The organism is Ruegeria sp. BF10 (assembly GCF_056538725.1).
On the sequence record NZ_JBQFTR010000002.1, the window covers coordinates 590,502 to 615,527 of the forward strand.

Sequence of the window (25,026 nt, forward strand, 5' to 3'; positions counted from 1 at the left end):
AGAGTGGAACATAAAGGCTAGACTAAAGGTCGATGCTGGGGCGTGTGTGCCCGCTAAATGTGGCATCTTACCAATTCCGCCAACTCAACCCCATTGTCGCGGCGATGCTCTCCGGACAACCAGCCTGAACACGACTGCGATATGCGCGGACAGATAAGCCGTTTTCCAGCGCGATTACTTCCCACTCATCATCTGGGTTATGCGCTGTTTCCCGTACGCCTTCAGTTGCGGCTCTTTCACCCGACCAGCCTCGGTTGATCCGCTGTTTGAAGGTCTGGAATGCTATCCCATTTTCTTCAGCAATAGGCCATGCTGGAAGGCCATTCTCTAATGTGGCCAAGCCATCACGACGCCGATTTTCGAAGGCAGCACGGTCATATGGGTATTGGGTATGTTCACAGGGGACAGTCCAAACCTTCGCTCCGTTTTCAGCGTCCTCTAATCCCACCGCCGAGGCATCATCCAAAGGAAATGGCTTTAGACCATAGCGGCGACAAAGCCACCAGGCATCTTCGCGACTTGCGGCTTTGCCGATGGTTTGACCACCCAGAGGGGCAACAGAATAGATCATCAATTCTTTCCATTTCAAATTTTGATGCGAGCGGTTCTCTTGGAGCGCTCTGTAAAACAAGCTGTAAGTACTCGGGACCGTTGAGAAAACAGCTATGGGTTGTTATTTTCCTCGATTTTTAAAGGCTGCTGCAACTTCGATCCGTTAGCACGATCAAATTCGGGTTTCGGGGCTGCGGCGAATGCCCGAAGAGTGAGTTGTAGTCGCCGAAGCTGAGCGTCGCGCCCAAAGCTCGCTCTGGGCCGATGCTTGCGCAGGCTTAATGGCTTACGCTCCCATGCTTCGCAGCTCCCTGATCGAAGATATTGTTGCCTGCCTGGCGAGTTGAGAAACTGCGTAGCGAGGTGGTCAAATTTACCTCAAGCCGTCGCACACAACGCTTTGAGGGCGTAACTGCCGCAAGGCATTTCCCTCTCCCGGAAACGTCTGTTTCACCACTTAAGTTAATAGCAGAAATGAACATTCACGTAGGGCGCTCCTAACGTAAGTTAATAATCAAAACTAACCGTTAAATCAGGCGGTTACGATGCAATTGGGGCCGGATTGGCTATTGATTGTCCGACGGAGATGCCCGTAGAATCGGGGTCGTTGGAACGTTCGTTTCAGCACCAGCGTAAATGCCAGTCCCGTACGGAGGCCACGAGCCATGGATGCCAACAAAATGCGCCAGCAGATTGTCAAACTGCATCTCGGGATGGCTCAGACCACAATCACCGAGCTCGCCGAGAGCATCGGGTATAGTCGCTCGGCCGTGTCGAACGTGCTTGCCGGGCGCAGGCGGTCGGCGGAGATCGAAGCAGCCGTAGCCGAGCGCACAGGATTTCGTGTCGAAGACCTGTGGTCGGTGGCCGACTCTGGGAAGAAGGGGGATATGAACCGATGATCTAGAAAATAGAAAAGCCCCGAGAGCGGACTCTCGAAGGCCTTCACGTCAGTTTGGTACCCGACACTCAGAAGGTCTCTCGAATCCCCTCAAAAGTCAAGTCTGGCGGCCGGGTCTTTTGACCCGAACGGTCGTGTTCGGCCGCCTTCCACCATTCGACAAGAGGAATGAGTGCGGTTCACCCTGATCATATTGGTCAGGGAGTGATCCTGCACATCATCAGAACACATGGAAAAAGAAATCTTCAAAGCCCCGCTGGACAGCCGTTCAACGTGTAATCTGTCTGAGCGCTCGCGAGGGCGTACTTTCGTCGAGACAGGCGCATTTCGACCCCACGGGGGCGAAAGTCAGAAAGTCGTCTTCGACAGCCTTGGTGAGTTTGATGCCTTCACCACGACATCAGCGCTGTATCCTGTGGCTGACATGGTCGAGCAGCCGCCTGCCATTGATTACATCGATGCCTATGGTCGTAAGCGTAGTAAAAGAGTGGATCAACTTTATACCTTCGCTGATGGGAGCAAGTATGCTGCCGAGATCAAACCGGCAGAACGCGCCAGAGCGCAGAACCTTGAGGTGCAGCTGGGTTATGTCGCGGCAGCGATGCCGGATGACTTCGCGGATAATCTTGTGCTGATCACTGAGGAAAACTACGACCAGTGGGAGGCGCTGAATGCACGGCGCCTGTTTGCCTACCGGCGTGAGGATGACCCGGAGGCGGCCGCGATAATCGCAGAGCTTGCGGCTGAGATCGATCTGCCGGTCACGATCCGCGAGTTGGTTGCGAGAGCCGCTATTGGCGGCAGAGCTTGGCCGGAATTATTCAAAGCGATCTATGCCGGTATTCTGCGCCCGATCCAGGACGGGGTTATTGATCTCGACATGCTGGTCGAGGGAGGCTTGCAATGACTGATATCATTCGTCTCGAGCCCTATTCGCAGATTCAGCAAGGTGACGTCCCTGGTCTTCTCGTGGAACAAGGGCCGCTAGGTGTCATCATCAGTCGCTGGAGTGAAGGAGAAGTTGTCTTTGACGAGCTCACCTATGATGAGATCAACGAAGGTCTGAAGACCGGTCACATCACCATTCGTGATGGCTATCACAGTGAAGAGGCCGTCCGACAGCGCGTGCAGTTTGCCGACCAGATTGTCACCCATCTGCCTGCAAAACAGCGCTCAACGGTCTTCTTCCGTCAGGCCTGGTGCGATCTCTTTCTGGATGCTGAAGCACGCGGGGAGATTGGCCGCTACTGGAAAGATGTGGAGATCTGGATCCGGAGTGTGACGCAGGAAATCACGGTGCAGATTCCACAGCCTGATAAGGATGCCGGGAAGCGCAAATATGGAGGAAAGAAGCGGTCAAGCAACGAGATTGACCCGCCAGGCTCTTCGGCCTTGCTGCGTTGGGTCCGCGCTTATGAGACTAGTGGTCGGTGCGTTCTAGCGCTCATAGACAAACGCTATCTTGCGGGACGGACGAAGGTAAAATTTGGTCCCGAGAGCGCCGCCCTGCTTCGCAAATGCGCGGATCGGTATGCGAGCTTCAAGCGCCCGTCGAAGAAGTGCGTTATTCGCCAGACAAAACGGGCTTTCAGGCTGGCGAATGCGTATCGGATCGATCGCGGCTTGCCGCCTTTGGCCGTTCCCGCAGAAAGCACAATCTACAGAGAGATATGTCGTCTTGAGCCTTACCATGTGATGTGCCAGCGCCAGGGCCTCGAAGCGGCCAACCGGCATTTTGCAATCATCGGCGAAGGACTGAATGTTCTGCGGCCAGGGGAGCGTTTGGAAATCGATGAGTGGAAAGTCGACCTGATTACCTTCTTTGCCGAGGCCGGTGTCTTCGGTCATCTGACAGAGGAGCAGATCAAAGCACTGCCGAAAGGGCGACGCTGGATCTATGTCGTGATCGATGTGCGAACGCGACTGATCCTCTCGGTGAAGGTTTGCGCAACCCCGAACACCGAAGATGCGATCGCAGCGCTGGACCTGGCAACCCGGGATAAAGCGGACCTTGCCCGCCTTTTTGGCTGCGCGCTTCCAGACTGGCCGGGCACTGGTTTTGAAACTGTTGCCTCGGATCAGGGGGCGACCTTTGCGAACTTTGATTTCAGAGGTGCTGTGACGGACCTTCGGGGAACGGTCATGTTTCCGCCTGCAGGTGTTCCCAAACTTCGCGGACATATCGAGCGCTGCTTCAGGACTTTCGGCATAGAGTTGATGGAGTGTTTGAGCGCGCGCACCTATTCGAACATCGTCGAAAAAGGTGATTTTGTGCCTGAAGATTATGCTGCGCTTGCTGATGACGAGTTGACCCGGATCTTGGTTCGCTTTGTTGTCGATGTTTACAACAACAAGCCGCACGGAGGCATCGGTGGACAGACCCCGCTGAACTGCTGGCGGGAATTGTGTTTGACCGTTGGCAAGCCCCGCCCTCCGAGCCGGGTTGAGCGCCTCGGCGCCTTCGGTCGGAAATATACCCGGAGCATTTCCGGGCGCGGGGTTCGGTTCGCGGGCATCTTCTACACCTGTGAGGTGGTGCGGCATCATTTCCTGTCTAATCCCGATCTCGAGGTTGAGATCCGGGTGGATCATCAGGACCTCGGTATGATTGAGGTCAATCTCGATGGTGTCTGGGTTGTCGCCCGCCCTCTGGCAAAAGGGTTTGATGGTCTGTCGCTTGATCTCTGGACCGAGGCCTGCAGCAATTTGCGTCGCCGTTTTGAGGCGGAAGCAGAACTGACGCAGGATATCATTGATCAGGCCTTCGCGGATTTTTCTGAAGAAGATCGCGCGGCCTCACAGCGGCTTGGCCTTTCGGCACTTGCGCCGACAAAGGCAGACGTTGAACGCAATCGAGAACATCTCTGGCTTGGGCTGGAGGTAGTGGCGGGCATCACCCCCAAAGTTTCCAGGAAAAAACGAGGTCTCCTTGATGGTGTGATCGCCACGGCGGAGGGGGCGCCACCACAGCTGCCGGAGAACACTTCCGGGGAAGATGACGCGGAGAAGACCATTCCGATCTCGCATCCGCGCTGGCGTATGGAGAACAGGCAATGACACATATGTCCCGTGAGGAGGTCAGCCACATCGTGGCTGACCTTGAACACCGCTTTATCGTCCATGACACTTATCTGGAACTTCAGGATCAGATCGATGATATTCTCTTTCGGCGCAAAGCGCATACAGCTGCTGGCCGGGTGACAGCGCAGCCCGGCATTGTTGTCATTGGCAATGCAGGTGCTGGCAAGAGTTTTGGCATTGAACATCTTCTGCAGAAGCATCCGCATGTGGCTTATGGAAAACCATATAATCAGGCGTTGACTGTGCGTCTGGCGTCAGAGGCCACAATCAAGGGTGTCGGCCTCGATACCCTCGAGGCTTATGGCTATGAGAGTAAGGGATCGCGGACAGGCCATTCGATCTGGCGGCAGGTGATGCGTCAGGCGCGTTCACATAAGACGCTTTTCCTACACTTTGACGAGGCGCAGCATATCCTTCGGACCAAGTCGAAGTCTGAGTTTGATCAGGTGATGCTGGTCTGGAAATCGTGTCTGGAATACGCTGAGTGGCCGGTCAGCCTGATCCTCAGTGGCACCTGCGAACTGCTTGATCTGATCAACCGGGATGAACAGCTCAGCCGGCGGTTTGAGCCTGTGCATTTTGCGCCCATGAGCTATGCCGCCCATGGGCATGAGGTGATGGGCGTGCTGGGTGCCTATCTCGATGCGGCAAAACTGTCGCGCGGCAAAACGCTTGAGACATCGGCATTCGCGCGGCGACTGCTGCACGCGGCCCGCTACGAGTTCGGGTTGAAAATTGGGCTAATCATATCGGCTATCAAACTAGCATTGCGCGATGGGAACCAAACCCTTGAACAAAGTCACTTCGCGGGTGCCTATCGGAAACAGAAGCGCTGTGTTGATGCATTGAACCCGTTCATTGCTGAGAATTTCCGCTCCATTAAGTCGGGTCAGCTTCTCAGCGGTGCAGAGCTGGAGATAGCGCCAGCAACCAAAAGGGGGGCTGCATAATGCCTGTGTTGCCGATCCTCGTTCCTTTGATGCCGGGGGAGACCCCGGCATCTTTCGCATCCCGCCTGGCTTGGGCGAATGGTCTTTCCTTTGCCTCAGAGTTCTGCACCGATCAGGGCTTTACGCTTCAGGCCATCGCTGACGGCGATGAAAGGGCCCTTTCGATCCTCGCCCGGCTCGGCGGAGTGGAACTTGCTCAACTGATGCGTGGTGTTGTTTGCAAAGTGTCGACTGGACAGTACCGTCTGGCCGGTCAACTTATCGAGAAACGCTGGATCACGCGCAGGCGCCTGCGGTTCTGTCCGGAATGTGCCGCCGAAGACATCATGACAGACACTGGCGGTGGCGCGGCGCAACGATGTGCCTGGCATGTGCCTTCGATCCGAACATGCCACCACCACCAGGTCAGGCTGTATGACGACGACAGTTATTCACATAGCCGAGGGCCCCATGATTTTGCCGGGCGTATCCGAGATCTCAATCTGGGGGCGGATCAGGTGAGAGAGCTGGGTGCATGGCAGGTCCCAACAGGTCTGGAAGACTATCTCACCCGCCGGTTAGCAGGTGAAAAACAGGGCACATGGCTCGACATTATCGGGTTCGGTGCGGTTGCGCTTGGCGCCGAGATCTTCGGAGTTGTCGATCTGTTTGGTGTCGATGCAAAGCTGAAGCACTTATCCGATAATGAGAAGCGTCGTGCAGGTGCGCGGGGTTTTGAGCTCCTGTCCGAAGGCGAGGAAGGGCTGTTTCGCCTGCTGAGGCGACTGCATCGTGAGGCCGGTTCCCCCATATCACTTTCGCGCAGAAACTATGGCTGCCTGTTCAACTGGCTGGAACAATCCCATGCGGAGCAATACGAGCCCCTGCGTGATACGGTCAGGAAATTCTTCACCGAGACCTATCCCATCGGCGAAGGCGATCTGGTACTTGGTAAAGCCTGTACAACCCGTCGCGTTCACAGCGTTGAAACCTTACGACGTGAGCTGGGGCTCGGCCGCCGTCAGACAGTGGAACTGCTTGGTGCAAACGGGTTTCTGAAGTCGGAGGGTCAGGTAGGTAGCTCTGCGAAAGGTGTTGTGCTCGACGCACAGGCATTGGCGCCACTCGTCAAAAACTTTGCGGGAGCGATCTGTCAGGTTGCGGCTCAGAAAAAGATCAATGCGCCGAGGGCGCAGTTTGGTGCTCTGGTTGCAGGTGGGATCATCAGACCCATCGCAGGCTCCCCTGTCGGGAGACCATACTACGATGAAGGGCAACTCGATGCGTTCCTTGCCAGTATTGTGCCACGCACATCGGCGGCAAAAGCGGATGGGCTAGTCGGTATTCAGTCCGTCTGCCGCAAAGCCGTTGCTGGTGCAGTCGATGTGGTGCGACTGATCCAGAATGGCGATTTGAAGACCGTGGTCAGGGATGCCGAACAAGATGGCTATCTGTCGGTGCTTCTGGACCCGGCGGAAGTCGCTGAGGCCTTGCGTTTGATCAGACCGGATGGATATCTGCGATCGACCCTGGCGGGGTTCCTCGGTGTCAACGCATCTGCCCTCCGCCATCTGGTGGACACAGGTCATCTCAAACTGGTTCGAGCGCGTCATCCGGTGTCCCGCAAGTCGGTACAGGTGGTGCCGTATAGCTCTGTAGACCGGTTTCTGGAGCGCTTTATTCCCGGAAAACACTATGCCGAATTTCTTGGGGGCAGTACCCGGAAAGTCGGCGACCAGCTCATACAGGAGCGGGTTCCGTTTATCCAAATGCCGGAAGAGTGTGGTGGACGCATATTCAGGCGGAGTGAGGTGACCTCCGGAGTGGAAGAGCTGGCCAATCGCCTCCCGCTCTCGCATGATGAAATTGCCTGGCCTGAGTTGTGAAGGTGTTGAGATGAGTAGAGAAAGCAAATTTCTGAGCCTGGTGCTTCGGCATAAACCTGAAGAGATCGGTCTTCAGCTTGATAAGAACGGGTGGGTTCGTGTTGATGATTTGCTGCGGAAGCTGAAGAAAGCCAATCGCAAGCTAAGCCGCGACGAGCTCACTCAGCTTGTCGAGAGCAACGATAAGAAACGCTTCACCCTGTCTGATGATGGTCAGCGCATTAGGGCAGCCCAAGGACACTCGATTGATGTCGATTTGGGCCTGGAACCTCAGCGCCCGCCGGATGAGCTGTATCACGGCACGGCCAGCGCAAATTTGGATGCGATTTTTTCCGATGGGTTGAACCCCGGACGCCGTAAGCAGGTCCATCTTTCGCTTGATCCTGATACAGCTGAACGCGTCGGGCAACGACACGGAAAGCCGGTTGTTCTACGTGTCGAAGCACAACGCATGTTCAAGGACGGGTTTGAGTTTTTTCGTGCCGACAACGGTGTTTGGCTCACTGACAAAGTGCCTGCCATCTATTTAGGTTTCGGTAGGATCACGGAACCGCAATAGAGCAGGTGGCTAAGAGGTCTGAGCCTTCTTATCAGGCAGACAGACCATGCGTTAGCGTACCAAAGTTCCTATCAAGTCAGGTTTGGAGCCAATCCAAAATGCAATCAGACAAAGTATACACCCTTTCAGAATGGCCCGTGCTCGAAAGAATATCTGCTCGCACGACACTTGATCATACCCTCGACTCTCATAATGTCATTTTGCTGTACGAGGTCGCGGCGACTGACGATGATTGGGCCGCAATGGATCAGGAAGAGTATGAGTTTGCAAAGGCACTCCTTGCATCACGACACCGCCGTCACCCACTCCCTTCGTCTCCATTCAAAGCGACTTGCCCTCATTGTTCGGAGGTCGTGGTTAGTTGGCACACACTCTGTGTCGATGTGCCGAAAGGCGAGAAAAGAGGGCTGGTTTTCTGCGGATGTGGGAAGACCGGTGCAGATAGCGCGGACGTAGAAGGGGTAGGGCGTATCATTGGTGGCTAAAGCGATGTTAAGCTATCGCAAAAAGGTGATGCACTGTATGTTTTGGTCAACAAAGCGCGCTGGCGTCATCATGGTAGTGTTGATTTCGCACTTCTATTAGAAGCAAGCGCAGAAAACGCCGGGCCATCGGACAGCCACCCAGCCATTCTCAGCACAGAAAGCTGAGGTGTCCGTCAGATCAAGTCTGAAGTTTTACACGTTAAGCACGAAGCCTGGTATCCCAGATGTTATCCACGCTTAAGTGCGCAACTATTACGCTTCTAGATTTCCCCAGCCGCCTGAATTATTGCATCTTGACCTCCAGTGAAGGTAGATCGCTGATGGTGCTCACCGGGCCACCGCAATCCAAAGGATACTATGCCACTACAACGACCGGAAACTTGCGTCGACGTCACTTCTTTTTTAGCTGCATAACGAGCATCCCGTTCGGGAAGTTGCGCAGAAGGAAGTTGTCTGTCTCGACGACTCCAGCTGTGTAACGCATGTCGCCTGGTTGATTTCCTGCGGCGCACTGGTTTACCGACCCACCTTGTCCCTTGATAGCGGAATTAAAGGCGATGAGTTGCGTGTCGGAATCTATCCCGGTGCCATGCAGCCCCATAACTGTAACGATATGACCGGATGAATAATTCGAGCCGTTCATAGAGGAGACGCTGGTCAAAACAGTGTTGATCGCCCCACCTGTTGCCGTTGCTATCAAGTTGCCCAGATCGTTGCTGAGCGTCGTATTCTGTCGTACATCCGCCATCCATTGCAACAGATCGGGTTCGTATTTTAGTTCGAACGTATAGACGCCTCCGGTCAGTTGCTCCATTGCCTTGGGCCAATTGGAATGCAGGTAAGGGTTTGCATTGTCCATGCTTTCAAGAATCTGGCGAAAGTCGGCTTCTAGCGTGCGTAGTTCTTCGAATGTTTCGATTGGGAATGCCGGGTCCTGAACTGCAGCCAACGCAAGAACGGAGGCGTAGCTTTGGCAGGTGTTGGACTGTGCCTGTGGTTTAGCCCCTTGATAGAGGTCCAGCGCTTGAGCGGCCGGGCTCAACAACAGCGAGAGGGCCGTAGCGACTGTGAGATGCAGTTTGAATGTCATGTCTCTGATCCTTCCAAGTACTATGATGTTGTGAAATTTAATTGGGGCTGATCACTCAAAAGCTTTCAACTCCAGCAGTGCTGAGAAACGTGGTCCAGCTTCCTGAAATTCGGTGCGCCAGGCCGCGTCTATCGCAGCGGCGACAGGCTCATCTGCATAGCTCGCGGGTCGGAAATGTTCGATTTCTTCCACCAAAAGCTGAAGTTGGCCGTCATTAGGGCTGTCTTCGTAATCCGACAGGTTCAGCACATGCCGCCAACGCGCCATGGAATCCGCCAAGCGCTCTGGTGTTACCAGAATAGCGTCAGCCTGCGGCGCTGGCACATCCTTCTCGTTGTCTTCGTCGGCATTGGCGGTCAGGCGAACCACTTCTTTTGTGCGACGCCTGAGCATCACGCGCCTTGTCTGACCGTTCTCTTCTTTTTGCCGGAAAAGCGTCAGCCGCATGGCGGGTTGGCAAAAAAGCGCGGCGCGGTCGACGCCAAGCTCTGGGGTTTTATCGCAGGTAATGCTGTTGGGCAGAGCGCGTTCTTTCGGGGCCGGACCTTCAAGCTCGATGAAAATTCGACCCGGAGCATCACGACGGGCGCGCAGCGCGCGCGTGCTTAACGGTTGCGCCCACTGAACCACCGGTCGGGAGCAGCGCAGTTCTGGCACCGCATGGGGCTGGTACCGCACAAGACCAAGGCGGACAAAGCCATCGGGTGCCAGCGGTGCCTTAAGCGTGACGTCAATGAACCATTCCTCTCGCTCTACATCAAAGCGCGGTTGATAAAGCGCGAGCGCCACGCGCATCGGCGGGGTACTGCTTTGTTTTTGGTTGCCCACTGTGCTGCTTTCGTCATCCAGCGGCATGAGCACGTTTTCGACCATTTTCGCCCGACGTGCATCCTTTTGATCCCGGAACAGATCAGCAATCGCGATAGGTCGCAGAACGGGCTCAGTCTCGGACCCACCACGGACCGGATCGCTGCCACGGCGCGAGATAAATCGCCCACCAGGGCCGAGGTCATCATCGCTGAATGTCAACACGTCACCGTCCAACTTGTCCAAGTCCAAACGGCGGTCAGGATCGCCGGGATACCGCCCTGGGATGCTGACCTTGCCACCAGTCCGGGTTTCTTCTTCTTCGCCAATGGGTGGCCAGAGTACCAACCCGACCATTTCATCCTCGCCGCTGGAAAACCACTCGCGCCCCAATGGGATGCGTATTGAGGCGGTTCTGTTGTGCCAGAGCCAGGGTGGTTCGTTGGCCTTGGATTGCCCGGATTCAAATTCCAGAAGCGGAAGCGGTGCGCGGGCATCCGGTTTGGCGGGGCGCACGGTCGCCGGCAGAATGATCTCAACGGGATCAGATGGGTTCAGCTGATGACTGGCAGGCACGGGTTCCGCGGGGACATGCTCACCAGTACCATAGAGACGTCCCTCTTTCGGGGATGTCCAGGGGTCACCCGGGCGTGCGACCCGGGCACAGGTACGCAGGTCATCCATGGTACGCGACAGGGCATTGACGCGGACATGCATACGCCGGGCTTTGCCGTCCGGGAATACATGGCGATGGGCGACACGCGCCCCATCTGGAAGGGTATTGAGAAAGAGCGACCGTAGATCAAGTTGCCCACGCGGAAGCCGCCTTGGCAGACCCTCAACCCGCAAAAGCGTCACCTTGGCAGGCTGGAAGCTGACTGTACCGTCGCGGCCTACGTCAAAGCCAAATAGGTCTTCGGCGTTGCGATAAAGCGGTTGATCGTCTTTGTCTTTGCGCGTCGAACCATCCAGCGTCCGCAACGGAGGCCATGTTCCCTTCCGGCGATGAGCCAAAGATCGCCCTCGATTGCGATCATCAAAGTTTGAGCTGCCCGGCAAAGTCACCTGGGCCTCGATCTCGATCACATCATTTGTGTTGGTATCGAACGGCACTGTGCCATCCAGCACCAGATGCGTTGACCCCGGCGCGCTGACGGCCAATGGCCCAAATGGATTCTCTTCGACGCTTGCTGGTCGGGTCGCACTAACTGGCCGAGGCTCGGGTGTGTTTTCGTCAACTGGCGGCAGTTCGGACAACATCGGGTCTTGCGGAACGGCTGGCTTAAGTGCGGTGGGGCGGGTCGGCATCCGATTGGTGGCATGCACCGCCTCAAGGGTGGTGACGCCCGCGAATTCTGGCAGCGGGCCAAGCTTCAGCATATGCGTGATTGTATTGCCCAAAGCCTTTAACGCGGCATTTGTCGGGGCGAAGATGCCGCCGGGTGCAACATACCGTCGATTGTCCGCGCCCTGTTTCGCCAACTCTGTTTCAAGCCGGTCCGAAAACTGTTGCGGAAGAACGGATTTTGCCCCCGCCAACATGGCGTCCGCTGATGACAGTCCAGTGGCCTTGCCCGAAGCGCACAGCTTGATCCCAAAAGCCTGAACCAAAGCGTGGTCTCGGGCCAGACTGCCTTCGGAAGGAAGCGCCCAGATATCAATTTCGATCTCTTCACCGGGTCGCAATTCAAGCCGCAGTTCGAACGCAGGCATGTAGCGGTTAGAGCTGGTAAATCCGTCGTCTTCCGTGTCGGCATCGAACCATCTGTAAGCGGTCTTATTGTCGACAGTTACAACATCCTGAATACGACTGGGCGCTGGCCGGGCCGGGCCGTTGCCGATTACAGACGTCACGACGACGGGCAACCTTGAATACACTTTGTGGCCTGAAGACAGCTTCACCTTTGTGTCCGAAACGTCATAAATCAGAGGCCCGCCTTCTAGATAGGTGCTTTCGCCTTTCAGGCGGATGCCGAATGCAAGGTTTCGGGCCAAGGGATCTTCGTAGAAACGATTCAGGCGATTTTCGTTAGACAAATTTGTTGGTCTTTTATTGCCCAGCCACTTGGGGCGCTTGATCAGGGCATCCCCCAGTGTCGCGGTGTCTGAGGCCGTCCCCGGATTTGGCCAGTCTGTGTAGGTTCGTTTGTCCAAAAAACCGCGATTGTCGAGACCGCGTAGCAGATGAGTGCGGGCCACAATCAAGTTTTCGCGGTCGTTTCTGTCACCAACCGTGGCCCGCGCACCAGCAAAATTGTCGTAAGCCCCAGTCGGACGCTTCTCTGTGCTGCTATCGAAGGCGCCGTGCCATTCCGCACAGTCAAAGACCATATTTGGTGCCAAAACCACCCGATGACAAATATTGGGGGCGGCTCGGGCCGTCATGCGCGACCCATAGTCCTTGTCGTCCTCGGTGATCTTGGGGCCAAGGCTTCTGACCACCATGCGCGGTCCGGTGTCGAAGCCCATCGGCCCCGCATGGACATATGGCAGCGGATCTGCACTGCCCTTGGTTCCGGTCCTGCGCTTCTCGCCCTCGCTGCGCAGCGCGTGTCCCAAAGGCAGCGCAAATTGCGGGGCTGCGATCGATTCCTGACGCAGAAAGCGGAAGAACGGACGCGCCCCCTTTTTTTCTTCATGGTTTGAGATCACCGGGTAGAAGGCCGGGTCTCCCTCGGTGTCCGAGGGCAGGCCTGCCGCCTGACGCGAAACACCGCCGGAATACACCGCCGCCAGCGCAAAGCGGTACGGAACCCCAAATCGCAAAGTGTCAAGGCTGCTTTTCGGCAGCGTCAGCGTGCGCCCGAACACTTGCACATCACGAGACGCGTTGCTCTGGGATGTTATGTCCACACCCATGGGGCTTCCGTCCCATGTGGTGAATGCTTCTTCGACAACGGCTTCCTGATCTTCCGTGCCCGTGGGCAACAGGCGCGACGGTGTTGTCAGAAACCCAGCTTCCAGCGCGCGCCTCCAGGCGAACAGTTTGTTGTTGTTTCGGGGGAACAGCTTGCCCACCAAAACCCTGATCTCATTCGTCTGAAGACCCGACGTCCCGTAGTCGATGTTGCGGGCCGTCAGTTGCGACCAGCGCGTTCCGTTGCCCTCGGGGATACCGACAAATGGCCGTACTCCGGTTGTCAGGTCATCGGCATCCAGAACAACATCCTGATCGTTCACCAACCGCTCATCACGCCGCGCCAGACGAACCGCCGTATCCGTTCCGGCCGAGCGTATCAGCAAGGTCAAACCGCCGGTCAGGTACTTGCCGCCAAGGCTCAGGTTGTCGGCTTCCGGGGGCGGGTTCGTGGGGGTTGGATCGCTCTCGGGATTTTGGGCGTCGACCGTGGCATCGGTGTCGATATTCGACTGGCGCGACAACCGGCGCTGCATCTCGGCCTCGGTTGCCGTGCGCAGCTCGATGCTGGTCAGGTCAAATCGCGGGGCTTCGGCCTCGGCACTACAGGGCGCGCCGGACAGGGTCATCAGCCCGTGGGACTGTCGGGGAAAACCGGTGTCAGACTTGCCGCTTAGGCTAACATATGCAGCCCGTTCGGTCGCAGGCCAGAACTTGACCGCGCCGCCCTGATCCTTGACCTCAAGCAATGTCCAGGTGGCCCCCAGGCCTTCTGTAACGGGCGGGCTGGTCCCAAGTGATACTGCCACAAGGTAAAACCCGTCTTTCAGATCTTGAAAATCCTCAGTTGCAAGCTCCAAATCCACGCTTAACCCAAAGACCCGCGACAGCACGGGATCGGATTTCAACGCGGCATAGCGCTGAACGATCGCTGTTTCGGTCAGGGGCTTCTGATCCGGCTTCGGAGGTTCAGGTGGGTCTTCGCCATCGGCCACATACTGCGGCCAGCTGGCATAGTGATGGGCCGCGCAGGCCTGAGCCATGACTTTTTCCCGTGTTGCCTCGTCGTGGGCTTCGGCCCCGCAGAACCTTGCCGGTGTGTCGACATCTTCGATATCACAACTGCCTTCCTGCAAACGCTTTTGTTCGGAACAATATGCTTTGGCGGTTGTTGCGCGGCTGTTTCTTAACGCCTTGGAAAGACGGGCGCGTTCGGCTTGTTTCAGGCATTTCCGCAGGCGACGCAGGGCTTGCTCGGGAGTGTTCTCGGCCGACGCAAACTCTGGCCATAGCGGCGTGATATCAATGACCTTACCTAATACCTCGGTCAGTTGTTCTTGGTTTGGAGGCTCGGCAGCTTCCAGCAACGCGCTGAGCTTGGGAAAAATCGGGTCCTGTTTAAGCTTTTGGCGACGATTGCCTTCGGCCTTGTCATGCAGGCCGGATTGACCAAGCAGTTCGCCCAGAGACAGGCACAGTTCCTCGGCCCGCTGCTGATCCAGCGCCAAAGCCAAATCGCTGTGAGGGACAGGCAGAATACCGGCAATGCGGGACTGATCGCTTGCAGGGCTTGGCCGTATTTGCCCTTCGGCCCCGACCCCGTCATCATTCAGCGGATCGACATCGCCGGTACCGTTGTGCAGGCCGGGCCCACCGGCGGCACCCACATTTGCCTGTGACAGTTTCAGGGAATTCACGAGATCGACCCATGTACCACGGGTGACTTCAACCTGCCCGTCTTTCGGATTTTTGAAATCCGGATAACTGTCTGCCTCGCCGAGCATGGCCCTCCACAAAGAAGCGGCCGCCCGGGCGTCCTTTTCCGCAAGCCCCAGCGAGGTGGCACGCATTACGATCGGGTCTTTGAGGGTCCGAGAAGGTCTGGGCGCTTGGTCCGGATTGGAGCCTTCCAGGGGCAGAAAGGTGAGAGTTATGCCCGCGTTCAGCCGCGCTGCGATGCTGGCAGGCCAGTTCTCCAACGTCATGGCTTGCTCGTCATCCGTGGTCTGGCCTGTTGGTTTCGGCTCGACCTGTAATGTAAGCCGCGCTGTGGCTGAGTCCGGCCAAATTCCCGCTGCCAGCACGTATAACTCTTCTTCGACCAGCTGTCGTTTGGTGTCACTGGCCGTGTCGGCCTTACCGTTGTGCTTGGCCATCAGAAGAAATCCTCGCCCTTCAGAGGTTTTTTGAAATAGGTGTTGCGATACGCTCTGTAATTCGTGTCCGGTGAACTTGTCTTTGTCTGGACCAGGGCTGCGTTACGGTCCTGAATCCGCGCCGTACTCTTGTCACCCAATTGGGCAAACCGCGTTTTGCCCTGCGCCCCGATGGACGTGGACTGACCATTGAACCCTTCGGCCTCTTGTTTCCACACTTGTACGGAAAAGTCGAAATCCTTGATCCCGATCGAGAAGGAATAGGTAAAGACGGCCTCGCCGGACATGTCGCCATTCACCATGCCCAAACGCACATAAAGCGACGCGCCAAACCCGAATATCCAGATGCGAGCAGATCCCCCAACGTAGAACGTGCCAGTGATCTCGGTCAGCTTGCGATTTTGCGACAAGGTGGTCTGGCGGACATATATGCCCGACATCAATCGCCCTTGCCCGGTCAATGGTCCAAACCCAAAGGCCGCCGCACCACCGAATTCAAACGACGCCTCAAATCCCAAGATGCCGTTGGCATTCGCCTCAATGGCAAAGAAGCCCGAGCCGCCAAATGGAAGATAGGATATCGTGAACGGATTGGTGCGGCTGGACAGTGCCGCGCGGAACCGTGCGTCGCCGTCACCAAAGGGCAAAATCGCCGATGTGCGAAGCGCTATGTTGAAGAAAGACGCCGCGCCGATTGAGAAAACGCCCAAGTTCATACTGTACCCGGCTTCGATCCCGGGCAGGCCAAAGCGCGGTAGAATGAAAGCGCCGGACCCCTCTGAGGGTGATAGGATTGACTGCAACTGTTGCAGGAACTGCAATTGCGGCCCGATGATATAGTCATCATAAGAGATATCGAACCGCGGCTTGGATCCGCCCTTGGTTTCGAAGCGCGCACCCTTGAATCGCAGCGTCAGGGCATCGAAAGCATCGCCCACAAGCTTTACATCAAACGCCCCCAACGTACCGACCGATGAGAAAGCGATCTCTGGCTGGAACCGGTTCAGTCGAATGACGATCCCGGTCCGAACGTCCAACCGCGAGCCGCTGGCAGGCGCGAATATCCCGCCGGTGGCCTTTCGGACCGGATCCCCCAGAACAACGCCATACCCATACCGCATCTGGATTTCAGAGGGCACCAGCGACAGCAGGTAGTCTTCGATCTGATCGCGGATCGCGTTGAGGTCGATCAGCCGCATGATATCGCCGCGCAATATGTCGGATATGACCGACACGATCTGGTTGCCAATGATGATCGGCGCCGAGTCTTCACGCGACCATTCATTCAGGAATGCGATCAGGTAACGCCGTTGGACCGGATCGCTTAGCGGCGCGCCCTGAGACACATAAGCTAGCCAGGCACGATCTCCGGCAAGCGCGTCATTGGCGGGAGTGGCCAAATCGCCCTCTGGCGCGGGTTCATATGGCACCAGCGGCGGATCAGCTGCGGGGAGGGCCGCCGGGATTTCCAATTTGGCGTGATGTTTTCGAGGGTCTGACACGATGTTGGTCTTTAACGAGTCCGCCAGGATTTTTGGCGTCTTGGCAATAAGGTTATCCCGCTCTTCGACCGCATTCTTGTAGAATTGGGGCAGGGACACAGTGTTGTCCCCAAATGGAACCGGCGCGTTAAGAATTTGCTTTGCCAGCCCGTCGACCTGTTTCAGAACGTCGCTTTCGGCGCGGTGCAGACGCTGGCGCAGTTTGGCCGTTATGTCGCGCAGTTGAGCCTCAATCTGCGATTGTAGCTCCCTGAGCTGTCCGAGTGTCTGGTTCTGCTCATTTGGTGCAACCTCTGGCGACACAAAATCCAGCGCTGGTGGGCCGTCGCCAATCGCCTTTTGCAACTCGGTCAGGCGCGGGCCGCCAGGTTGCGGCTGCGCATCGTCGGCCAGTTGGTCATCATAATCTGGGATTTTGATTGCGGCGATACGGGTTAGCTCGGTATTCAATTCACCAAGGTAGACGAGCGCCTTGTCTATCTGGGCAAGGTTCTGCTCAATGCCGGAAACATCGACAAATTCCCGGACGCGGTCGTCTTCGCTCAGCTCATTGATGTGTTTGACCAAGGCCCGCGCGCTTGCGACCTGTTTTTCAATCTGCGCGACGACAGTACGTAGCACGCCCGCTAGATAGACGGTTGTTTTATATTCTAGCCGCTGAAGTTGCCGGGCATAGCTTTGCGCGGTCTTGGCAACCTCGCCGGCCTCGTCCTTGATGGTTTGGAATACGCCCGTCTTTTTATCGAGTTGATCAGCCAGAAGTCCGGTCAGCACAACGTAAGACAAATCGCTGCGCAACAGGTTTTCTGTTGCCTTTCCGATGTCGCCCACCGCCTCGACCAGAGTTTTGACCAGGGTGTCGTAAACGTCGATGAACGCTTGCAAATCCCGCGGCAGGCGGGCCGCCGCATCAAGCTGCGTTGCAATGTTGGGACCACATAAGTCAATTTCACTGGTAGATTTCAAACGCGCCCTGAGGATGACTGCCGCGCGATCGGCATTGACCAGATCGCGATAGCTTCGCGCCAAGGCGTCATTGACGCGAGCCACTTGCCGAAGGGCAGGGCCAACAAGACTGCGAAGCTTGGCGACAACCGTATCAATCTGGTCTGCGGCTTTGGGTGCCTTTTCTTTCGTCGCCAATAGATCCGTCACAGCATCATCAAGGCCACTAGCCCCTTTCAACAACGCAGCATGGATATCGTGATGGGCATCGTGCAGCCGTGTCCCCAAGGTGGACTCCGTAAGCATCTCAAGCTTCGGCGCTCGTCGCACAGGGACGTCTTGGGTCGCCCCAGATGACGTGGGTAAAGGCAGGTCTTCGCGGGTCAACACAACAGGCACGCCGATTGCCTTTGGATCAGACAGGATCAGTTCTTCGGGGTTGAAATAAAGCAGGGCGCGGCGCAGAGGTTCTGCGAACCGGTTCGCGGCAACGCAAACATCTTCCGTTTCAAAGTCGAGCGGTCCGGCAAATACAGCGACCAATTCAAGCGAAGCATCCAGGATCGGTCGCGGTGCTCCGGATTTAACCGCGCGTACGAATTTCTCAGTCTTCGTGACGACTTCGGTGATCACCGCTATTTCTTCGGCGAATTCTCGGGAAATCGTCTCAATCAGCGCATCGATCTCTTGCCCGACCAAAGTATGCAGGATCACGCGCAGTTCGGCGGCACGCGCCTCGGCCTCGGCGCGGACACGGGTAAGCTCGGCTTCGATAGCAGCGCGAGTTTCATCCGTTGCATTTTGCAAATCGGCTTCAAGATCTAGGACTTTTTTCTCAAGCGCGGCGAACACTTGTTCGACCGCTGCCCGAATGCGGGCCTCACGCGAATTGATCAGATTGCTGATCTGCTGCCCGTGTGGTCGTCGAAGAATTGGTGAGATGCTAAACCCCAAAACGTTCCTATAAGTGTCCTGACGCAGGAACAACCGGAGCAATTGGGCAGCAGGTTCGCCGTCTGCCGGAAGCTGGGCAAAGTTTTTGGGGTCGAGCGCGAAGTCGATGAAGTTTCCGATCAGCGCCCGGGCGTTCTGCGGCTCCAACGACAAAGCAGCGCGCACTTCGGTTATCAGGGCTTCATTAACCCCGATTTCCGCCAATAGGTCGATATCCGGGATCCGTACTGCAGGAAACAGAAAGGCCGTAGGGGTTGAAACTGGCACAAGACGAAGCGCAAGCTTTTCAGCCAGCTCTCTACGCTTCGCCGCAAGAACATCGGCCGCCAGTGCACGGACGATACCCGGAAGGCCCTGGGCTACCCCGTCGAAAACCTCACGAAGGGCATCAAACCGACTGCGGAACGCGTCCTCGATCCGGGCTGCCGGGTTCGACAACGATCGTTGCAGCGCGTCGATGAAACGCCGCCCGGCCTCGTAAACTGCGCCCAAAGACAGCGCAAATGCGATCTGATCGCTTTGGTTGGCACTGTCGGTCAACGCGAAATCAAGCGCTTTCAAGCTGCTGTCGAGCTCAGGGAAAATCTCGCGGATAGTGATGGCGCGGATCTGAGCCGGTGCAACGATGCGCTGTTCTTCGGCTAATTGCGCCTCTAGCGCGTCCCAGCCTTTGCGGATGTCTCTGACCGCAACAGACAACGGTTTGACAACCTGTACCTGGACCAGATCGGCTGCATCAGACGCTTGCTGACGAACTTCGCCGGTCAGATTGTCGACGGTTTCGTTGATCTGGTTCTCGACCTCTTCGCCTGCGTCAGTCGCCTGCTGTTTCAGCTCATCCAGCGCGCCCTGCATCTGCCCGGCGCCATACCGGATTTGCTCGTCGAGTTCCGGCATGCCCGTATTTGGGTTTTCCAGATCATCCAGGAAGGACACCAAATCCTTGAGGCTGACCAATCCCAAAATCTTGGCTTTGGAATCAAAAAGGTTGGCATAGATTTCCCGCGCGCGCCGCAGAGCCTCTTGGGCTTTTGCCTTCTGCTCAGCCGGTTGCGGTGCGGCAGCTGCGCCGGTTTGTGCGGGTGGCGGAGGGGGCATGGGGCCGTGGTTGAACACTTCGGCTACTTCGGCAAAGCCACCAGTGATCGGCACGGCCAATCGACCGGTATTGCTGACCACCCCCTTGGCGCGTGAAACAGCGACCATCCGCCCGGATGGGCGGAACACCCCGCCGGATTGGTCACCCTTTTTGCCCATGGATTGCAGTTTCTGATCAGGCTCTACCAGCGTCAGAAAAATTTCCCCGGCATTGCTTTCGATCACCTCACCAGGCGGGCGTTCGGGAAAGCCTTTCTGAAGGTAAGCGAAATCGAACCGCGCCCTGACCGGGCCGTAGGTTCGGCCGACCAACCGCTCAGCCTGACGCAACCGTAGACGCGCCACATCTACCTGAGGGAAGAATGGGGGCTGATCAGCACCTTGCAGGATCGGGTCACTTGAAAACCCGGCAAGAGTCGGCACAAAAGCTTTGATGGGTTTGCCGGTCAGGCCCGAGCTTGTGGCGATCTGCGCTGCCCCGCTTCGGCGTCCTCCTGCCGCAAGGGTCCAGTGGTCGGTTTCAAGGCTGGTGGATCCGGCCTTTAATTCGGGCGCATAGCGACGTTTTTCACCCCGGAACTGCATCGTGCGCACATGGACGACAGGGTCAATGCTGTTGTCGTCAGTAATTTCAGCCGCTGTGTCATCCGGGGACGGCATGGCGTTATAGGTCGCGACAATTCTGGCCAGACTCGCCGGATCATTGGCGGCGATATTGTCGACGAAGATCAAAGGAATATCGGTCTTTGCCCCGTCGATTTCGATTTCAAAGCGAATATTCGCCTCTGACAGGGGGGCCGTGCGTGGCCAGAAGGCCAGTGCGCTTTTCTTCGGCAAATTCAGGCGGCCATACGAATCGGTGGGGACGGGGCCGTCCCCGTCCGGCGGGGACGTCGAAACAAGTGTCGCCGGATCGACAATATCGGGCGTTTGTGTGGTCAGGATTCGCAGCCGTTCGACCGGAAACAAACGCCCCTCAAACGGTTGGGCGATTGCGGGGAAACGTTTCTCGGGTTTGCCCAGGCGAATGAACATCCTTTGGCGCAGATAGGCGCGCACCGTGCCATCCGGTGCCCTGAGGAATTCGCGTTCCGTGACTTGGACAAGTGCTGCGCGGTGGCCCAAGGGGAAAAGAAAGCCCTTGAACGTGACCTCGCAGAACACATCGCGCGACAGAACAGTCCATTGTTGCCAACGCTCGATCGACAGCGCATCAAACAGGCCGGACTGACCTTCATATTGGCTCAGCGCGGCGGCGGGCGGCTCAAAGCTGCTGTCATGGCGCAGCGAACCTCCTAGGCTGCTCAGAGAAAGCTCGGTCACTTCCAATGCACGCGGTTGATAGAGGGCGCTTCCCCGCTGAAGGTCGAACAGTCGGTGGCGCGGCTCGGGCTCGACCTGAGATGAGCCCTGCATCAAGTTACCCGTCGGCGCGCGACGTCCCAGAACCGGCAAGCCCCAGCCCGAGGTCAGCAAAACCAACTCGTGGCGAATGAACGCATCAGTCGGGCCCCGGAATTGCTCTGGTTTTTCCGGGTCACCTGCCTTTTTCTGATCCGCAAAGGCCTTGCATATCTGGGCAAGCCGATCGCCGAAGGTCTGTTTTTTCTGCGGGTGGATGACAAGGTTCCATCGCCGCAAAGGGTCTTCGGTGTCATTGAGGTCCGCTATGCTGTGATCCCCAGGGCCAACCAGCGTTAGATCGGCGCGTCCGATGGGTTGCGCGCCCTGTCCATGATGCCAAGGGGCCGTTGGCCCCCGAGGTGGTGGAGTGGCAGGGATGCGCTGCGCTCCGGGAAGTGCCTTATTGCTATAGGCATGGCCCCACAGAAAATCGCTGCGCAAATCGGGGGAATGCACGGCGCGCACCCCCGGGTCCTCGGCTTCGATCAGGAAATCGGCGCTCCACAAAGCGGACACATCGGGTTGCTTACGCTCATCCTGCGCAAAAACGCTGTCAGGAACGTCGCCTGTGTTCCGGCCGATGACCACGGCATCCTGATGTGGCGACAGAATGAGGCGTGCGGGTATCTCGATTGCGGTTTCAAACGGGCCGGGGGGGGCGCGCAATGCACTTTGGATGTCGGCCAGCCGCGTCGAAGAGTTGACGAACGGTCCGTCATGAAAGCCGAGATGATCCAACATGGCACCCGGGCTGACATTAAGCGTGCGTCGGCTGAGCCGATCCCGGCGTCCTGCCTCGTCGGCAGAATAAATGCGCTGAGCGCGCCGGGTGACGGCCAGTTCGAAATCGGCGAAATTCGTCAGGCCTTGCAAGGTAAAAGGCAGTGTTTTGCGCGGCAATCGCGCCTGCGCATCGTCTGGTTGATCAAGATGCGTTTTGGTTGCACGCAAAACCTCGGTCCAATCTGCACAGGCAACCCGAAACGCCAGACGCGACGGGTTGGCCAATCGCCCCTCGACCAGCCCGTTGCGGGTTTGGCGGTTGATCTGGTCTTGTTCATCTTGTTTCAGAATGGCCTCGGTAAAGGCCTCTTTCACGGCATCGCGCCGTTGAACTAGGTGATCCAGCTTCAGCCCGGCGGCGGATGCCCATCCGGGCAAGGTCGGGCTGGCCTCGCCGAGTATCGCAAAGATGGCCTCGGTTTCTTCGGCCTTTGTGTCTTTGGGCCAGAACTCTGCATCCGGGTTTTGCGCAAGACCGTCCTCAAGATGTGTTCCGATCATCACGTCGCGATAGAATTCGCGCAGTAATTGGTAGGCCGGTATGGATTGTTCAAGCAATCCTTCCATCACCAGCGCCGAAGATATCGATGTGTCGATATCCGTCAGCGCGATTGCTTCCGGAGAGGTGTTTCCGCCTGAGCGCGCGTCTTTGAGTATTTCGTCGTAAGTGGTTTTTAGGCGCGCAATTAGATTAGAATAAAACTCAGCTGCCTTCTGTCTGCGTTGCTCATTCTGGACTTGTCGCGCCAACGCCCGGGCATCCACGTCAAGTCCGAAATTGCCGATGTATATTTTTTGATCCGGGGGGAGCGAAACGCGTTTGCCATGATTTTCGGCGGCCGCCCGGTATGCTTTCTGAAACGTTTGAAATTTTGCATCAGCGGCACTTTTTCTGATCTGCAAAGCCTCGCGAAACGTTTTGCGCATCGCAGTTGTCGGCAGTCTGCGCAGGACTTCGTCAACTTGTGCCGCGTCGTTGACTTTCAGGATGAACTCGGTCTCGGTCTCTTGCAAAACCGCAGGCGGGTCATCTGCCTGAGTATTCAGCTTACCGTTGGCCTTGCTGACAACCCCGCGTTCTTCTTCAAGCTTGGCGTCGGGCAAGGGTTCTGATTTGGGAATGAACAGTGCTTCTTCAAACAGATGTTGACCCGGAAAATCCACTGCTATGACGGGGCGTGGATCGTCCCTGGTTTTTCCGTTGGCTAAAGGCAGCGAGCAGGCGGGGTTGTCTTTCACAAGTTCCGGCGCTCCGGTCGCGCCATAAGCCAGCCACAATCCAGAGAAACGGAATTGCAGTGACAGCAGATCATTGGTGCGTGCCGCCCTTAACGTTGCCCGGCTCAGGTCTATCCGGCTGCCGGGAATGCTGCTGCGCGGTCCAAGACGCAGCAGGCTGACCAGACTGGCACTGTCATCAGTGGCCTCTGTCGGCGCCCAGAGAATGCGCAGGTCTGTGGGGTCAAAGGTGAGCCGCGAGAAATGGCTGTCTGAAAGCGCGGCGGCATGTTCCAGCAGCAGAACATTAATCTCGGCCCAATCCAGCTCGCGCTTCGAACTCTGGGCTTCGGACCAGATAAGCGACACCCCCTGATCCCATCGCGCCGCAAATGGGTCGAGAAAGATACGCTGACGGCGGGCTTCGGGTGTTTCTGCCTCGGCTTCTGGCGACAATGTGGGGCCGCGCACGACAAGAGGGCCGATGGGCGTTTCGATTCTGCGCGCCTTGGTGGTTGCGAAATCGCCGTCAAAACTCAGGCTGAAATCAACGGTGTTCCTTGTGGCCGAGCGATCGGCACGCAATAGGATGCGCCCGACGATATCGCGGAAAGGGCCAGCCATAGTCTCGGGCTCGTCTTTGTCCGCGATGTCGAAATTAAAATATCCCGGCAATGCAGCTTCGGCGCGCGATTCCCCATCCGCCCGCGTATCGTCTCGACGCAAAAGGAACACCCCGGGACTGTCATCCTTTTTGCCTTTGGGGCCGCCGGTCTGCTCGAACGAGATCGTTGGCCCTGTACCGCCAAACAGGCCAAAACGGGTATTGTCGTCCCGTACCGCCCGCGCAAACAACTGATATTTTGTGGGGTCGTCTGCATCTTTGGCATCGCCCGACCTAGCAGTGTCTAAAGACATCCAACCAAAGCGCAGGGACTTGAGTGCTAGGCGAATGGACGCGATGTAGACCTGATCTTGTTTTGGGAAGTTCCTGTTTTCTAAGTCCCAAAAAAGATCCGTCCCAATGGATATGTCGATCTCTCGTATCGAACCCGATCGGTTGTTGTACTTGATCAGGCCGTTGAACATGCCCGCAAAGGTCTGTGGCACGACATTGGCATTTACGATCTGGTGCAGGCGGGATTGTCCCCGCGCGAAATCACGGAACCGACCAGGTCTGGGTCTGGGACTTCTTCTTTCGAATAGACGGGCAAAAAGACCTTGGGTTCTTCTAACTCTGAAAGGATTGCCATAGTCTTCAAGGAAGAACCCCAACCTTTCGTTCGAGCGGCGAAAGAAATCTGTTTCAGCTACGATGGAAAACCGCAGCTTTCCCGACTCCGGGTCTTTGCGTTGCTCAAGATCCCAGACAAGGTTGGCCTGCTGCAACGCGCCGAATTGGCCGTTCCTGATGCGCAACTCGTATCTTTTTCGACTGCCGCTTTCGGTCAGTTCCCTGAGGGTGAAATAGGCTTGAGGTCCGAACCGGCGCGCGTCAATCGTCCATTGGATTGGCTCGTCTGTCGCCGTTAGTGTTTGGGATTGATCGCCGGGGGTGTCAAACAGCACGATAACCCGAACTTTGCGCTGCCCTTCGAGGAACTGAAAGGCAAGATCGCGTTCATGTCCGTCCTGGATTTTCTGGCTTGCATTGCGCGCATCCACAGCGGCGGCCGTTATCGGCACGGCTGCACTGGCTTGCAGAAACCGTCGCCGCGTCAATCTCCAACTCTTAGCAGTTTCAGCTGCTAAATTCTCTGTGCTAAAGTCGTCTTCCATCCACGATATTCAGATACTCAAACTCAAAGCGATGTGTTCA

The 25,026-nt window shown here is 56.8% G+C and carries 10 protein-coding genes; 6 read left to right on the forward strand and 4 right to left on the reverse strand.

Translation table 11 applies throughout. The features are described from left to right. Positions 1–67 precede the first annotated feature (67 nt). Positions 68–571, reverse strand: a complete 504-nt coding sequence (locus ACR0DJ_RS12505) for a hypothetical protein (RefSeq protein WP_425079100.1) — start codon at positions 569–571, stop codon at positions 68–70. Positions 572–1,217: 646 nt separating this feature from the next. Here ACR0DJ_RS12505 and ACR0DJ_RS12510 point away from each other — a divergent pair. The 6 genes from ACR0DJ_RS12510 (at position 1,218) to ACR0DJ_RS12535 (ending at position 7,908) form a co-directional block, all read left to right on the forward strand. After that, positions 1,218–1,454 (forward strand): hypothetical protein, encoded by a 237-nt coding sequence (locus ACR0DJ_RS12510; protein WP_425079099.1) that lies wholly within the window; start codon positions 1,218–1,220, stop codon positions 1,452–1,454. Positions 1,455–1,682: 228 nt separating this feature from the next. Further along, positions 1,683–2,360 carry a hypothetical protein gene (locus ACR0DJ_RS12515; RefSeq protein ID WP_425079098.1) on the forward strand — a complete coding sequence of 226 codons (678 nt, stop codon included), beginning with the start codon at positions 1,683–1,685 and terminating at the stop codon, positions 2,358–2,360. Next, positions 2,357–4,510 carry a hypothetical protein gene (locus ACR0DJ_RS12520; protein WP_480685186.1) on the forward strand — a complete coding sequence of 718 codons (2,154 nt, stop codon included), beginning with the start codon at positions 2,357–2,359 and terminating at the stop codon, positions 4,508–4,510. The genes ACR0DJ_RS12515 and ACR0DJ_RS12520 overlap by 4 nt, the downstream gene beginning before the upstream one ends. Next, complete coding sequence (locus ACR0DJ_RS12525) at positions 4,507–5,484, forward strand: TniB family NTP-binding protein (RefSeq protein WP_480685187.1); 978 nt, start codon at positions 4,507–4,509, stop codon at positions 5,482–5,484. The genes ACR0DJ_RS12520 and ACR0DJ_RS12525 overlap by 4 nt, the downstream gene beginning before the upstream one ends. Before the next feature lie 29 nt (positions 5,485–5,513). Continuing rightward, positions 5,514–7,349, forward strand: coding sequence for a TniQ family protein (locus ACR0DJ_RS12530; RefSeq protein ID WP_480686274.1), 1,836 nt, complete (start codon positions 5,514–5,516; stop codon positions 7,347–7,349). Continuing rightward, positions 7,321–7,908, forward strand: coding sequence for an RNA 2'-phosphotransferase (locus ACR0DJ_RS12535; RefSeq protein ID WP_480686268.1), 588 nt, complete (start codon positions 7,321–7,323; stop codon positions 7,906–7,908). The genes ACR0DJ_RS12530 and ACR0DJ_RS12535 overlap by 29 nt, the downstream gene beginning before the upstream one ends. A gap of 876 nt (positions 7,909–8,784) precedes the next feature. On the opposite strand, the gene ACR0DJ_RS12540 is transcribed toward ACR0DJ_RS12535, so the two are convergent. From ACR0DJ_RS12540 to ACR0DJ_RS12550, 3 genes are read right to left on the reverse strand one after another with little or no spacing between them, the layout of a single operon-like run. Then, complete coding sequence (locus ACR0DJ_RS12540; RefSeq protein WP_170347598.1) at positions 8,785–9,483, reverse strand: hypothetical protein; 699 nt, start codon at positions 9,481–9,483, stop codon at positions 8,785–8,787. 51 nt (positions 9,484–9,534) lie between these two features. Next, a complete protein-coding gene (locus ACR0DJ_RS12545) occupies positions 9,535–15,303 on the reverse strand; it encodes a hypothetical protein (protein WP_425079093.1) in 5,769 nt (1,922 codons plus the stop codon). Continuing rightward, positions 15,303–24,929 (reverse strand): hypothetical protein, encoded by a 9,627-nt coding sequence (locus ACR0DJ_RS12550; RefSeq protein WP_425079092.1) that lies wholly within the window; start codon positions 24,927–24,929, stop codon positions 15,303–15,305. Before ACR0DJ_RS12550 ends, ACR0DJ_RS12545 begins: the two co-directional genes overlap by 1 nt. Positions 24,930–25,026 lie beyond the last annotated feature (97 nt).

Bases quoted from the DNA above. Each gene is read 5' to 3' on its own strand.
- ACR0DJ_RS12520 (WP_480685186.1), top strand. From the start codon at position 2,357: ATGACTGATATCATTCGTCTCGAGCCCTATTCGCAGATTCAGCAAGGT.
- ACR0DJ_RS12515 (WP_425079098.1), top strand. From the start codon at position 1,683: ATGGAAAAAGAAATCTTCAAAGCCCCGCTGGACAGCCGTTCAACGTGT.
- ACR0DJ_RS12530 (WP_480686274.1), top strand. From the start codon at position 5,514: ATGCCGGGGGAGACCCCGGCATCTTTCGCATCCCGCCTGGCTTGGGCG.
- ACR0DJ_RS12525 (WP_480685187.1), top strand. From the start codon at position 4,507: ATGACACATATGTCCCGTGAGGAGGTCAGCCACATCGTGGCTGACCTT.
- ACR0DJ_RS12505 (WP_425079100.1), bottom strand. From the start codon at position 571: ATGATCTATTCTGTTGCCCCTCTGGGTGGTCAAACCATCGGCAAAGCC.
- ACR0DJ_RS12545 (WP_425079093.1), bottom strand. From the start codon at position 15,303: ATGGCCAAGCACAACGGTAAGGCCGACACGGCCAGTGACACCAAACGA.
- ACR0DJ_RS12535 (WP_480686268.1), top strand. From the start codon at position 7,321: ATGATGAAATTGCCTGGCCTGAGTTGTGAAGGTGTTGAGATGAGTAGA.
- ACR0DJ_RS12510 (WP_425079099.1), top strand. From the start codon at position 1,218: ATGGATGCCAACAAAATGCGCCAGCAGATTGTCAAACTGCATCTCGGG.
- ACR0DJ_RS12540 (WP_170347598.1), bottom strand. From the start codon at position 9,483: ATGACATTCAAACTGCATCTCACAGTCGCTACGGCCCTCTCGCTGTTG.